The sequence below is a fragment of the Ehrlichia muris subsp. eauclairensis genome (assembly GCF_051097115.1).
In the GTDB taxonomy this organism is placed as follows: Bacteria; Pseudomonadota; Alphaproteobacteria; order Rickettsiales; family Anaplasmataceae; genus Ehrlichia; species Ehrlichia muris.
Genome location: NZ_CP118226.1, coordinates 456048 through 471282, shown reverse-complemented (window position 1 = coordinate 471282; position 15235 = coordinate 456048). Strand labels below are relative to the sequence as shown.

8 protein-coding genes and 1 tRNA gene are annotated in these 15235 nt (G+C 28.6%); 3 read left to right on the top strand and 6 right to left on the bottom strand.

Going from position 1 to position 15235, the window contains the following annotated elements:
- Positions 1–225: 225 nt before the first annotated feature.
- Positions 226–843: a superoxide dismutase gene (locus PVA18_RS01980; protein ID WP_045805014.1), complete on the bottom strand. Its 618-nt coding sequence runs from the start codon at positions 841–843 to the stop codon at positions 226–228.
- 237 nt (positions 844–1080) lie between these two features.
- Between PVA18_RS01980 and PVA18_RS01975 the strand changes: the two genes are divergently transcribed.
- Positions 1081–2349, top strand: coding sequence for a PstA family ABC transporter permease (locus PVA18_RS01975; protein ID WP_045804711.1), 1269 nt, complete (start codon positions 1081–1083; stop codon positions 2347–2349).
- A 106-nt stretch (positions 2350–2455) separates the two neighbouring features.
- On the opposite strand, the gene PVA18_RS01970 is transcribed toward PVA18_RS01975, so the two are convergent.
- From PVA18_RS01970 to PVA18_RS01950, 5 genes are all read right to left on the bottom strand, one after another.
- A tRNA-Arg gene (locus PVA18_RS01970) sits at positions 2456–2528 on the bottom strand.
- Positions 2529–2972: 444 nt separating this feature from the next.
- Entirely contained in the window at positions 2973–3872 is a 900-nt protein-coding gene (lipA, locus tag PVA18_RS01965; RefSeq protein WP_045804712.1) for a lipoyl synthase, read from the bottom strand.
- Between the two features lie 383 nt (positions 3873–4255).
- Positions 4256–5587: a hypothetical protein gene (locus PVA18_RS01960; protein WP_045804713.1), complete on the bottom strand. Its 1332-nt coding sequence runs from the start codon at positions 5585–5587 to the stop codon at positions 4256–4258.
- A 56-nt stretch (positions 5588–5643) separates the two neighbouring features.
- The gene (locus PVA18_RS01955) at positions 5644–9798 is read right to left on the bottom strand and encodes a hypothetical protein (protein WP_045804714.1); all 4155 of its coding nucleotides are present in this window, start codon (positions 9796–9798) and stop codon (positions 5644–5646) included.
- Positions 9799–10027: 229 nt separating this feature from the next.
- A complete protein-coding gene (locus PVA18_RS01950; protein WP_045804715.1) occupies positions 10028–11998 on the bottom strand; it encodes an acetyl-CoA carboxylase biotin carboxylase subunit in 1971 nt (656 codons plus the stop codon).
- A 155-nt stretch (positions 11999–12153) separates the two neighbouring features.
- Between PVA18_RS01950 and PVA18_RS01945 the strand changes: the two genes are divergently transcribed.
- Positions 12154–13122 (top strand): RluA family pseudouridine synthase, encoded by a 969-nt coding sequence (locus tag PVA18_RS01945; protein WP_045804716.1) that lies wholly within the window; start codon positions 12154–12156, stop codon positions 13120–13122.
- A gap of 724 nt (positions 13123–13846) precedes the next feature.
- Entirely contained in the window at positions 13847–15118 is a 1272-nt protein-coding gene (gene lysA / locus PVA18_RS01940) for a diaminopimelate decarboxylase (RefSeq protein ID WP_045804717.1), read from the top strand.
- The last annotated feature ends 117 nt before the right edge of the window (positions 15119–15235 follow it).

The window sequence follows — 15235 nt, the reverse complement described above, 5'->3', positions numbered from 1 at the left end:
TTAGATGAGATAAAAGTGTAGCAGAATTACCTCATTATATAAATTTAAGAATGATACCTTTTAATTTAAAATTAAAAGGTATCATTAATTAATATAAAACAAAGTAATATCTATAATTTAAATAATCAATAAAATAATACTAAATATCTTAAATTTTATAAAACAATAAACTACATTAAAATCTTAAACGTAATTCAAATTTATTATTCATCACTAAGAAATAAACTAAATTTCTAAAAATTTCTGAGCTGCAAAATCCCAATTAACCAAATGCTGTAAGAAAATTTCTATGTAATTCTGACGCACATTAAAGTAATCTAAATAATAAGCATGTTCCCATACATCCATAGCTAATAAAGGATGTGTTCCAGGATACTGTGTAATAGGGGTATCCCCATTGCTAGTACATAGAATCTTAAGTTTTTGCTCATTCATATCAAAAACTAACCATACCCATCCACTACCAAAATGACTTTTTCCAGCATTAATAAAAGCATTATTAAAATCATCCATACTGCCAAAGTCTTCATTTATTTTATCTAATAATTTTCCTGTAGGAAGTCCTCCACCATTTTTCTTCATAGATTCCCAATAAAAATTATGATTCCATACTTGACCAGCATTATTAAATATAGATTTAGACCCTAAATCCCCAGATGTAACTTCAATGATTTTAGGTAAATCTTCATTAGTACACTTGCTAAAATCTGTACCTGCAACAAGAGTATTTAGAGTATTAACATAACCCTGATGATGTTTGTTATAGTGATAGTCTAATATTTCAATACTCAAATATGGCATCAAATCACTTTGTTGATATGGAAGCTCTGGTAAAGTAAACATATGTCCTCTATTTAAAATAAATACAAATAAAAAGAATATTAACCTTACATAAAATCTATGCAAAGTTAAAATGTATATAATGATATATATTACACTATATTTATTTGAGTACACTAAAATTCAATTCTATACCAAATTAATATATTTCCATTTTACATAAAAAAACTTTTAATAAGAAAAAATCATAGATAGAATTAAAAACTATATATAATAGTAAAGTTTAACATTTATAATAACATGAACATACGAAAAAGATTAGGCAAACTACTAAAGTATCGTCATATTGCTTCCCGTATATCCTTAAAAAATAGGAAAGACCGTATTTTATCAATCCTATCAATGACTGCACTGGCTACTTCTTTAGGTGTACTTTTTATAATTTTAGGAAGCATCATCAACAATGGATATAACGCATTAACAAAAACGAAAATTTTGTTACCAATAAAAATCACTAATGATGCTATAGAGCAACAAGACAAATTAACACTCAGAAGTAATTTGATAGATTTTATCCATCAATCTTTAGAAGAATCATTTTCAGATGTTATAGATCTTTCAAATCTTGAAAATAAAAAAATTATTTATAGTATAATAAATGATACTGCACATTACAATTTAGCAGATTTTATATACAAAAACCCAAAAGTCACCAAATTTAATCTGTGGTTTAAATCTTCTACTACATTCAATAAAATTATCAAAAGTAAAAATATAAGTCATCCAGTATATAAAAAAATTATTACAAAATTACAGGATAATAATAGAATAAAAGTATCTTTTAATGATGCATTATTTACAAAGTATAACTCTAGATCTCCTGAAAATACTGGTATCATTGGATCATTAATAGGATCCATGTTTACAATAATTATATGTTTAACATTTGCATTACCCATAGGTATTACATCAGGTATATGTTTAAGTGAGCTCATACCAAAAAATAAAATATCTTCTATCATTGAGGTCAGTATAACAAATCTTGCATCCGTACCGTCAATCATATTTGGCATCTTAGGATTGGCAATATATATTAATATCTTTAACATACCACGTTCATCAGCACTTATAGGTGGAATGACTCTATCTTTGATGATGCTACCAAATCTGGTAATAGCCACAAAACAAGCATTTACAGCAGTACCATCATCTGTGAAGGATGCAGCTTTCTCATTAGGATCATCAAATATGCAGGTAATCTTACATCACTCATTTCCAATAGCATTACCTGGTATCATGCAAGGTGTTATTCTAAGTATAGCAAGAATTTTAGGTGAATCTTCTCCATTAATAATGATTGGGATGGTCGCATTCATAGCTGATATACCAAAAGATTTCCTTGATCCAACAACTGTATTACCTGTACAAATATACATGTGGGCAAGCAACCCACATATTGAATTTATTCAATTAGCTGCTATTGCCATAGTAGCCTTACTATTAATATTATTAATTTTAAATCTTATGGTAACTTTTATAAGGAAAAAATTCGATCATTTCATTTTTTAAACTAGCAAATAGGCTAGCCTTAACAAAAGTATTATTAGTACTTTATATCAAAATATAATATCACACACTCTCATACTAATATCTAATAAGAACGTAAAAAAATAAGTGCACTCAGCAGGATTTGAACCTGCGACCTTTACCTCCGGAGGGTAACGCTCTATCCACTGAGCTATAAGTGCAACACTGAAACAACTTATAAGATATATCAAAAAATCTCACAAGAGTTTATATAAAACAACATACTAAACGTATGCAATTGTAAAAACGGCTCAATTCTGTAAAAATATTAATAATATCTCACCTAAATCCTATAATTAAAAATATAATAAGATTTATACCACGATTCTATTAACCTACCCTTCTTACTTTCTAGTGATATAATAAAAATCTATTTCAATCAGCATAATATTTCATACTCTTAATTTAATAAAAAAAAAAAAAAAAAGTAATTTATTCCTAATATATACTACTATTTTTCCTTAATTATATAAACTTCATGAAATAATCTACTATACAAGCTGCACCTACCAATATTAATTTAACTCAAAACCTATAATCATACTAAGATTCACACTATCCTTATAACAGAATTAATAAAAAAATATAAAATTTATTATATATACCTAATTTGACTTGCTTTCAGAATTAATTAATACAGCAGCACGATTCTCTTTTAATTTTTGAAAATCCTCTTCAGCATGATATGAAGACCTAACTAAAGGCCCTGAAGCAACCATTAAAAACCCCTTAGAGTACGCAACATACTTATAATGATCAAACTCTTCAGGCGTTACATACCTATCAATTGCGGCATGTTTAGGAGTAGGTTGTAAATATTGACCAATTGTTATAAAATCAACATCTGCTGATCTTAAATCATTCATCACTTGGTATATTTCTTCTTTTGTTTCACCCAAACCTACCATTATTCCAGATTTAGTGAATATTTTAGGGTTTTTATATTTAACTGTTTTAAGCAAGTAAAGAGAATGAAAATAACGTGCTCTTGGCCTAATCCTTGCATACAATCTTGGCACAGTTTCTATATTATGATTGTATACATCAGGAGCTGCTTCAGCAATTTTATCAATTGCACCATGTTTATTCAAAAAATCTGGAGTTAATATTTCAATAGTAACATTCTGATCTTTCTTTCGTATTTCTTCTATACACTCTACAAAATGTCCAGCTCCACCATCCACCAAATCATCTCTATCTACAGATGTAATAACAACATGCTGAAGTTTAAGCGAACTGATAGCCATAGCCAAATTTTGAGGTTCATGAGGATCTAACTTATCTGGAATTCCAGATGCAACATTACAAAACGCACATGCTCTAGTACACGTAGAACCCAAAATCATTACTGTTGCATGTTTCTTATTCCAACACTCACCAATATTAGGACAAGCTGCTTCTTCACATACAGTGTTTAATTTACGTAACTTCATCAAATTACGCATCTGATAAAAAGCATCCCCTGTAGGCATCTTAACTTTTAACCAATCAGGTTTACTTCTCATACAATAAAATTCAGAAATTCCTGCTCTTCAGTATAACTAACAGCAATACCTATGTCAAGAAAGTGTAATATCTATAGTTTATCAAGTACTATTATTAATCATAAAATTATCACATCATAAGTAAGTTGCTCAAAATTTCAGATTCAAAAAAAGTAAGAATCTTTATCCTTTCATACCAAATAACTACTTTGTAATACGATTGCAAATATACCTAATCAGTAGAAATATTATCCACTGTAACCATTATGATATTCGTATTTTTAGATCACCACTATTACAAACTTTAAATTATAAAAATATTACTAATCACCATAATTAAAACATCAACAACTAAAACATAAGTCACTATCAATAAATATCTTGTAACATGATAATAAATGTAATTAACAATTGCGAGACATTACAGTATTCTGAACACTACATTGCTTCACATTTATATCGTTTAGATAGCTATTACTCTGAATCTCAGAACATGCAAATTTGAAGTCATGATGATAATTCATGGATGATAAACGACCAGTAATGTGTTGAGAATTAATAACAACATCCTGAGTAAAATTCATATGTCTTGTATGAACATGAGTTACAACATTCACAGATTGTTTAATACAATTAGAAACATCAAATGGTTCTCTGGAGCGCTCAAAAACATTCAATTTATTAACAGCTTGTTTAACAAGATTTACTACCTTCTGCAAAACTATATCTATTGTATGTATTATGGCAGCTACAGCAAAAAAACCTCCGTCTTGGTACCTGTACCCTAGCTGAGATGATATATCTCTGATAAAAAGATACTGATCATGAAACTTATAAGATATCTCATTTATCTTGCCATAAAAAACACCTGGTATATAACTACGTACAAAGACACCTGTAGGATCAGCTATAACAAGCATTTGAGAATTAATAGCCCCATCATAAAAAGCTTTCTCATCTTTCTTTTCTACAAATAATCCCTCTACTTTTAATGACCTAACGTTTTGCTGAGCAGTAAAAATATCTTGTTGCAACCCAATAAAAGAGCTTATAAAACTCACAATTAAAAAAAAGCGAAAAAGTAGATTAGAACCAATACCAAATTGCATCATTTGAGCTCTTAGTTCTGTAAGAAGCATTAACCTTTGTTGTAATAATTCTCTTAGCTTAGGATCCAACTCATTTATTAAATCCTCTTGTAATTCTAAAATCTGCGCATCTAATAATTCTTTAAGATCAAGAGATCGGCCATTACGTAAAAACTTTTTTAAGAACTCTATAATGGATTCTAATATGAACCTTTTCTTTTTCTTTTTACGTATCAAAGGATCAAGTTCATAATTAATATCTACACAGTCCTCACTTTCCTGATATAACTTACTAAAGAAATCTAATATTTTTTGTAATAAAGATTCTTCTATCTCAAAATTCTCAATTTTACTTGTAGGTATATCATGATCATATTCATGAACTTGTACAACTTCACTATATCCTCCAGTTTGTTCTACAATAAATTTATGAAACTCTCCTTCAAGCTCTAAAACAGATTCCTGAATTTCCAAATCTTCTAACTTAATTCTCCCAAGAGCCTTAAAATCATCTTCTTCACCAATATTAAATGTCAATGCCTCCACATTATAAAGAATGCTACTGACTACATTATTATGATCTTCATTTTCTTTATTGCATCCATTTAAATTATTTGATTTTGCATCACAATTCTCATCATTCATCATAAAAACATACCATTCATATCTCAAGAAAACAGACTAATGGACTACTGAAATATAAATCAACGATCAATATTTAGTTTTAACATATGGTCTACCTTACCAAGAAATAACTCCCTTTTTTGATCACTACAATTCATTTTTTGTACCAAATTCAACTCTTCCATATTAGTAAAACAACAATTGTCAGATATACACTTTACATTAAATAACATTGAATTCGATACCATATTCTCACGTAATATAAAATACTGAATATTGTATATCACTTTCTTTTTGGAACAGTTGATAACTTTCTGTATTCCCTTTATAAATAACCCTTCATACAAAATTTCTACAAATCCATTGATCAGTTGTGATACCCTTTTCTGAGCACGATTTACTCTATGAAAAGAAGATGAATATATAGAATAATTAATATCTTGACAGTGCAAACTACCTTGAACTGCTTGCACATTATTACATAATAGTCCTATCTCAAATTCAGAACACATAAACATTATATCTTTAAATAAAATATCCCTGTGATAAAACTCAACTAACAACAACCTTCCAAAGTCAGTGCAAGTAAAATACTCATATAATCCCTCTAACATTACCATATCTAGTGCATGATCTGTTATCTGTGCAACATAATCAGCAACACTGAGCAGAGTGATTGAATTTGTGAAACGAAGTAAATAATATAATATAAAAGATATAGCAATACCCTTTGGATCTTGAAAATATTCAATAAAGTCACAAATGGACTTTTTAACACGAGAAATACAAGATATTATTCCTTTATCAATCTTAATATAATCAGCTAAATCTTTAGCCTGATCTGAAGGTTTTTTCAACAACAAACTATTAAAACTGAAAAAGTTATCAAAAAATATTTTCATGCTTGTCGTCTGACCATGAAGCACTTTATTATCATCTAATGATTGTAAAATATAACATACATCTCTTATATATGGAGAGAAGTTACTATCAATATCAGTATCTATAAACTCCTTAGAAATTAATTTACCAAATTGCAGCTGTTTTCTATAATTTTCTAACCTTAATACACAATCATAAAGCATTACCGTAATACTATGCTCTATTCTAGTATTTAAAAATACCAATTCTGATTTATCTTTGATGTTATAAACATCATGAACGTCCAACATATGTATTGCCCATTTCAACGATGCAATTTTTGCATCCAGCAATCCCACTTTTATAGGATTACCCATGGTATTTACTTTAGCAAATATATACTTTATATCTTTTCCATTATATATCTTAATACATGAATCTTTCTGGAAATATCTAGTCTGTAAATTAACAGCAGTAATCTTGTCATGAAGTTGTGTTCTTTTTTGAAAATCATTTAAAATACTTAATCTAGCTGTACTATTAAAGTAGCTGATTTTTTCTGTATAATTATTCAACAAATACGAAAATTCATATTTTAACTTGATATAATTGACATTATTTACCATATCTTGAGGCAACTGAGAGGTATGACATTCAAACTCTTTTAATAAAAACTCAGGTTTTGGCTTTCCATTACATAAAATTTGATCAATGTATGACGACAATTCCTGTGTCATACTACTAATACGTAATAATAGACCATCACTGACCTTAGCTCTGCCATATATCTGATCTAATGCTTCAATCAGATCACTATTAATATCAAATTTCTGTTCATAAAATTCTTTTTGTTGCTGATAAGCTTCAGACTCTCTTTGTTCAAAAAACCAAATCTTGCTTAATAAAATAACACATGAATCTTTAAATCCATAAACTTTCAATGATTGATAAATATTGCTACATATTTTATAAACATACTCACCTACTAAATACATTAATTTCATAATAAGTCTTACACATTCTGAGAACAAACCACATAAAAGAATAAAATCAAGTACTCTAACAACAATACCCGCAATATCTAAAATTAAAATTAACGCCTTATCTACCACAGTATCTAATCCTGCTACTACAAACAATGTATCAAATATTCCCTGCATTCCATCAATAAGTTTACTAATAACAATACCAGGCAGAATATTAAAATGCGTCAGTATCCTACCAACAATTGCACTTACCAGCATAATAATGAAAATAATACCAAAAAGTACATAAGCTATAAATTTATTAGATAGTAATGTTATTTTCAATTTCTCAAAAGTACCTGCTATATTATTGTCTTTACGGATTTTTTTCTTTAAAAATTTAGCTTCATAATAACTCTGAATAAATCTTTCTTTAGAATTACATAATTTGAGATCTTTTATAATTTTACTTGAAAATGACGTAATAGGAATTCTCTTATTCCGTGTATACAATTTTTCCTTAACATTATCCCCTATATAACCTGGTGTAGTACGATAACGGCTAGGATTAACATAATAACGCCATAAAGAAGAAAATGGTATAAAATGTGATGCCTTATATAAAATTTGTAACACTCTTAAAAATTTACTAACTTTAATATCACAAATAAATTTTTCATCTGTATAATTACTTCTCACAATACACTGTAAAATACTGATGAATCTATTATAATTTAGCTCCTTATCCCACAATTCATTAGGAATATTTAAATAATTTATGTCTATGTCTAAATAATCCATTAAAGGATGTAATTTTAACTGCTGTAAAAACCATTTATTATTTTCTCCTTCTTTTATTATCCACTTCCCATTAACACATTCTATTGAATTAAGTAACCTAGAAAAATCTATAGATGACATTAGTTGCCCATTCTTTAGTAATTGCGCACTTAATATTGGGTGATTACTTATTATAAAACTAATTACTCTTTGAGTAAGGAAGCTTTTGTTTACACTCCCTATTTTTACGTTATGGTTCATATATCTTACAATTTCTTTCAATAAAAGTACCCTGCTGTTTGCATATTCTGCTAACTCTAAGAGTTCTTTTTTTGTGAATTTCAATATTGCATTTCTGTTAACAATTTTCTTTTGTATGAAAAAATCATAAACAGCAAGCAATCGATTAATATCATCATGTGTATCTTTACAAGTAACTTTAAAAAAAAATTCTAAATCTTCTAGCATTAAAACATCTTTGAATTTCTCCAAAAAATTAACTTCTGATTCTATAAGTGCAGTTAACCCCCTGAAATACTGTTGAGCACGTAAAATTCCCTTATTACCATTCATCTTAATAAAAAAATCAAGATTTGCTGTAATATTCAATTTCACATTTTGTAAACTATATATAGCATCTTCTATTGCTAAATTATCTGCTGGTAAATTATTTCCATATAATTCACAATATGCATTATGTGCTTCCCCTAACCCTTCTTTAGACAAATTAATACAAGATAGTTTCTTGTCTTGAAAAAACTTATAAGCAATATAGCTAGCCATATGATATAGCTGACGCTCGCTTAATAAACTTTCAATTTCTTTGATTATTACCTGATCACTTGCTACAACATTTAACATACCTTGAAATACATAGAATGGTATGATTAAGAGATTTCCAAGCTTTAGCTGTGATAGACAATCAATAAAATTTTCTAAGCACTTTTTCTGATCTAATATTTTTAACAGCACACTATCATCAGATAGCTTAGCGCTTTTTAATTCCAGCATTTGCAATTTTTTATTAACTACTTTAAATAAAATGCTATCTCTATAATCTTTTGTATTAGACAAAACAATACCATAGTTACCATGATAATATATACATAATTTATCTTTTAATAATTCCGGATTTGGAAAACATAAAGGCATTAGATCTATTATACAATCTTCATTCATTCTTCCAGAACATCCTTCACTTTTAAATACACAATCTACTAATTGTAGAAAAAAATCACCTTTTCTACGCTGATCATGTTGATAAGGACTTTTTATAGTATTATAAATATCACAACAGTGTGTTTCCCAAAGATCCGTTACTTCAAATACTAAGTACATCATCAATCTAACGTTATATTCATTACCATCAACTGCTGAACGAAATGGATTACGAAATTTTGCCTTTAAAGAAATCAAATCTGATTTTCTTATTGTAAATTTACAATTTACTAGATCTTCCTCTATAATATCATGAGGTAAAAATTTTAAAATTTTCTCCTTTTGACTATCATTTTTATACATTACATAAATACATAAAAAGTGATCTTCCATCCTTATGTTATCTTCTTGAATCAGAGAGCTAAGAAACTCAGTTAATGATTGACCTTTATATGTATCATTTAATAACATATATTACCTAAAACGCATTAGATATAACCACAGGATAATGCAGGATGTTATCTTGCAACATATTCAAGTCTTTCATTTAAACTTTTATAAGATATAACAATCTATTCTTTGAAAGAAATGCATAGTCATATTTTATGCATAATAATAATTTATACATACAAGTTTATTAAAATTTAGATCAATTTAAGATGTAATAATACTCTACATAACAGAATAGATCTTATTAAAATTACTCAAACTCTATAATAACATCACCAGCAGCTATGCTGCTTCCTTCTGAGAATAATACAGATTTAACAACTGATTTTACATCTGAGTATATCACATTCTCCATTTTCATAGCTTCAATAACTAACAAAGGTTGCCCTGGTTGAACTTCTTCTCCTTGTTTAACATAAATTTTAATAATCATACCAGAAATAGGAGAACACACATTATTACAATATAACTCTTCTGCACTAATTTGAGGCATTATAGGGAGTAGATTAGATACACAAGGTCTATATACTGCACATAAAGCACTCATAGCAGAATATCTAAGCTTATACTTATTAAATCTACTATCAACTCTTACATGAAATACTTCTCCATTATTAATTTGCACCTGTAATATTTTAAAATTTACATTCCATGTAGCTGAAATTAAATATTCACACTGATCATAAATTACTAAAATTTTACCACTTTCATACTTAGCATTAATTGAATATGTTTGACTGTCAATACAAACAATCAACTCTTTACTTTCATGTAATTCAGCTCCGTAGTTACCATATTCATCTTGAAAAAATATACATAATGAAGTTAAAATAAAAAGCTTAATGCAAGCCCCCGTTAAAGAATCTCCTTGAAACCCATCAAAATAAAATTGCTCAATAAATTTTGTATTAATATTTCCAGATATAAACGTAGGATGATGAAATACAGACAATAAAAAATCTATATTATTAGCAATACCACTGATATAGAATTCATTTAAATATCGTTGCATAAAACTCACTGCCTCATCCCTATTTTTGCCATAAGTACAAACTTTAGCAATCATAGGGTCATAAAACATACTAACTTCTGCCCCTTCAAACACCCCACTATCAATACGTAAATTATCATTAGGTACAGGAGCAGAATAATAAACAACTCTCCCACTAGAAGGTAAAAAATTCTTTGTAGGATCTTCCGCATAAACTCTAGCTTCTATTGCTGACCCAGTAAATTTCACATCTCGTTGAGTAAATCTTAATTTTTTACCACTAGCAATTCGAATCATTTCTTCTACAATATCAATACCAGTAACAAGCTCTGTAACAGGATGTTCAACCTGTAACCTAGTATTCATTTCTAAAAAATAAAATTGCTTATTTTGATCAACTATAAATTCAATAGTACCAGCAGAATAATACTCAACTTTTCTTGCTAGATTGACACATTGCTGATACATCTTTTTCCTTGTTTTTTCATCAAGGAATGGACTAGGTGTCTCCTCAATCACTTTTTGGTTATGTCGTTGTATAGAACACTCCCTTTCACCTAAACAAACAATATTCCCATGCTTATCAGCTATAATTTGTATTTCAATATGCCTTGGCAACTCAATATACTTTTCTATAAAAATTCTACCATCCCTAAAATTTTTTGCTGCCTCATTTGTTGCAGAATTAAAAGCCTGTTCTATTTCCTCACTTGATTTCACAATTCTCATACCTTTACCACCACCCCCAGCAGTAGCTTTTATCATTACTGGGAACCCTATAGATTCAGCTATTTTTCTTGCTTCATCAACAGAGTCAACTATTCCCATATATCCAGGAATGATATTAACTTTTGCAGATTCAGCTATTTTTTTAGAAGTAATTTTATCAGCCATCATTCTTATCGAAGCAGCACTTGGCCCAATGAATGCAATATTGTACTGCTTTAACTTTTCAGGAAAATCAGCATTCTCAGATAAAAATCCATATCCAGGATGCACAGCATCTACACCTGCATTATGCGCTACTTCACAAATTTTTTCCATATTTAAATAACTCTGATTCACTGGAGCAGGACCAATATTTATTGCTTCTTCAGCGGATAAAACATGTAAGGAATATATATCTGCATCTGAATACACAGCAACACAAGATATTCCCATTTTACGAGCGGTCCTCATAACCCTACATGCAATTTCACCTCTGTTTGCTATTAATATTTTTTTTATCATTATCTTAAATACTCTTAGTTAAAAGGCAATCCCTTATATATAAAGATAGTTTAAAATTCTACTTATATACAACTATACTACAAGCAATTTTTCACTGTTTTGACTATAATTAGTGATTACAGTATATTACTTAGGCAAAATTATAAAGTATAAACATGCCAGAAAAAAAAATTTTTATTAAAAGCGGAGATGAAAATAACAGATTAGATAAATTCATAGCAAGTAAATTACATATATCTCGTAATCAAGTACAACAACTAATAAAAGATAATAGAATCTTTCTGTTTGACAGCATAGTAAAAGATAATAACCATATAACAAAAGTAAATGACATTTATAGTATAAATATACCTATAAAAGAAGTCAGCAATACAATCATTCCCAACCATTCAATACCAATTTCAGTATTATATGAAGACCATGACATAATAATAATAAACAAAACCCCTGGAATGATTGTACATCCAGGAGCAGGAACAAACAATAACACATTAGTCAACGCACTAGTTGCACATTATGGCAACAGTTTAAGCCATGTAGGAAAAGCAACAAGACCAGGAATAATTCATAGATTAGATAAGGACACTAGCGGACTAATGGTCATTGCAAAAAACGAAAAATCATACTATTTTTTATCTGATCTACTACTTAAACAACAAATCAAAAAAGAATATTTAGCAGTAGTATGGGGATCACCTAATCCTCAGAATAACACCATCAAAAACTATATCCGTATGAAACCTAATAACAGACAAATGATGTCTGTTACAGATCTACCACATAAAGGGAAATTAGCCATAACTGAATATCAAACTCAAAAAAGCTTTAGTAATATAGCAAGTTTAATAAAATGTAGAATATATACAGGAAGAACACATCAAATACGTGTACATATGAGCCATATAGGAAACTCTATAATAGGTGATCAAAAATATGGCAAAAACAATAGTAAAAGTATAAAACATGCCAAACAAAGTACTATTATTAACACATTAAAACGACAAGCCCTTCACGCATATAAATTAGGGTTTATCCATCCCACAAAAAATACATATATAGAATTTCATTCTGATATTCCCAATGACATACAAACACTAATCAACGAATTGGAACAATTGAGTTAATCGATAATCATTTTATAGTTATATAATACGTAGTAAAACAACCTATAAATTTTTACATATTTTTATAGATATTCATACCACTATAAGTATCAAGCATAAAAATTCTTATATTTCACTTCAGTAGCTACATAATAATTAAATTGCAATAGGAGTATAAGTTAATCAACTAAGAATATAAAAAAATATGTTTGATCAAATATTTATAATTTAGTTCAAAACTACAGGTATTTTTTATACGTATTACATATAGTTCACAAATTTACACGTATTATAGGTATCAACTTTATAGTAACAATACTCAAAAAAACCAGATTTTCACTCAACAAAGACATATATACTATCTGAATTTTAGAATACCCTTATTTAGTTAGTACTAGTTAGGAGATATTTGATAAATTTAGATTAATTTGTAATATTATTCAGGTAAATCGTTTAAGCATCTCAATTTTTCTCATGTCAGTACAAAAAATGTCTTTTATAAACACTAATTTAACGCATTTCAATGCCATAGTTGTCCTACTTACGCACTATATTAACAAGTCATACTAAATAATATATGTATCTTATATACTACATAAGACTTACTATATTATTATTGTATTATCTCGTAGTACTATTTCTTACAAGCAACAACTTTTTAATTTTCAATAGAGTTATTATAAGTTTATGTTATAGATACCTATCAATATTATATAAATTTAATAGTAAAAATTTGGAGTATCCCATGATCTTTCTTGCACATCCATTCTTCCATTATAAAAACAACGTATTTAACATAGAAAATGTCAACGTGTTAGATATTGCAACAAACATTGGAACTCCCGTTTATTGCTATTCTCTAAACGCAATAAAAAACAACTATAAACAATTTCAAAAAAATCTACCTAACAATTCTATAATATGCTATGCAGTTAAGTCGAACTCTAACTTATCTATTTTAAGTTTATTGGGCTCACTTGGAGCAGGAGCAGATGTAGTTTCTGAGGGAGAAATACGTCGTGCTATTGCAGCTGGAATTTCACCAAATAAAATAGTATTTTCTGGCGTAGGAAAAACTGAGCAAGAAATAAATTTCGCACTAGATAACAGAATATTACAATTTAATATAGAATCTATTGAAGAACTATCTCTTATTAATACAATTGCATGTCAGAAAAATATAATTGCACCGGTATCTATCAGAATTAATCCAAATATTAGTGCAGATACACACAATAAAATTACTACAGGATTAAAAGTTAATAAATTTGGGATACCAGAAGAACTAATTGATCAAATCCTAAACAAAGACCTTATTGGTATCAGAATTATAGGAATATCTGTACACATAGGTTCACAAATTTCCAATCTACATATATTCCAAAATACAATTGATAAAATCAAAAAAATCATAAAAATATTCAAGCAACGTAATATTCAAATAATAAGGGTTGACCTTGGTGGTGGACTTGGAATACCATACAAAAGTTCTGATGTTTTTCCGACAATTCAAGAATATGGAAACTTACTAACACAGAATTTTGAAAATGAAAATTACCAAATCATATGTGAGCCTGGCAGAGCACTAGTAGGAAATACTGGTGTACTACTAACCAAAGTACTATACCGTAAAAATAATCAGGAAAAAAATCACATTATACTAGATGCAGGAATGAACGATCTAATGCGTCCAGCACTATACGATGCTGAGCACACAATAATACCAGCAGTTTCTTCTTCAACATCAACACAATTGCAATCATACGACATAGTAGGTCCTATATGTGAATCTGATGATACTTTTGCATATAATTACCACATAAATAACTTACAAAAGGGAGAAATAGTGGTAATATGCACAGCCGGAGCTTATGGGTCCTCAATGTCAAGCAACTATAATTCTAGATTACTAGTACCTGAAGTAATGGTTAACAATAGTAGCTATGACGTTATACGCAACCGTCAAACTTATGAAGATATGCTAAAAGACGAAGTTATACTAGAATTTAATAAATAATACATTAAACATGTTTTTACAGCCACAGTATATTTCTAGTTATCAACACCAATTCATATAATGTCAGTAAAATATTAAAACTGGAGCTTATGAGTCTTCAATGTAAAGCAACTATAT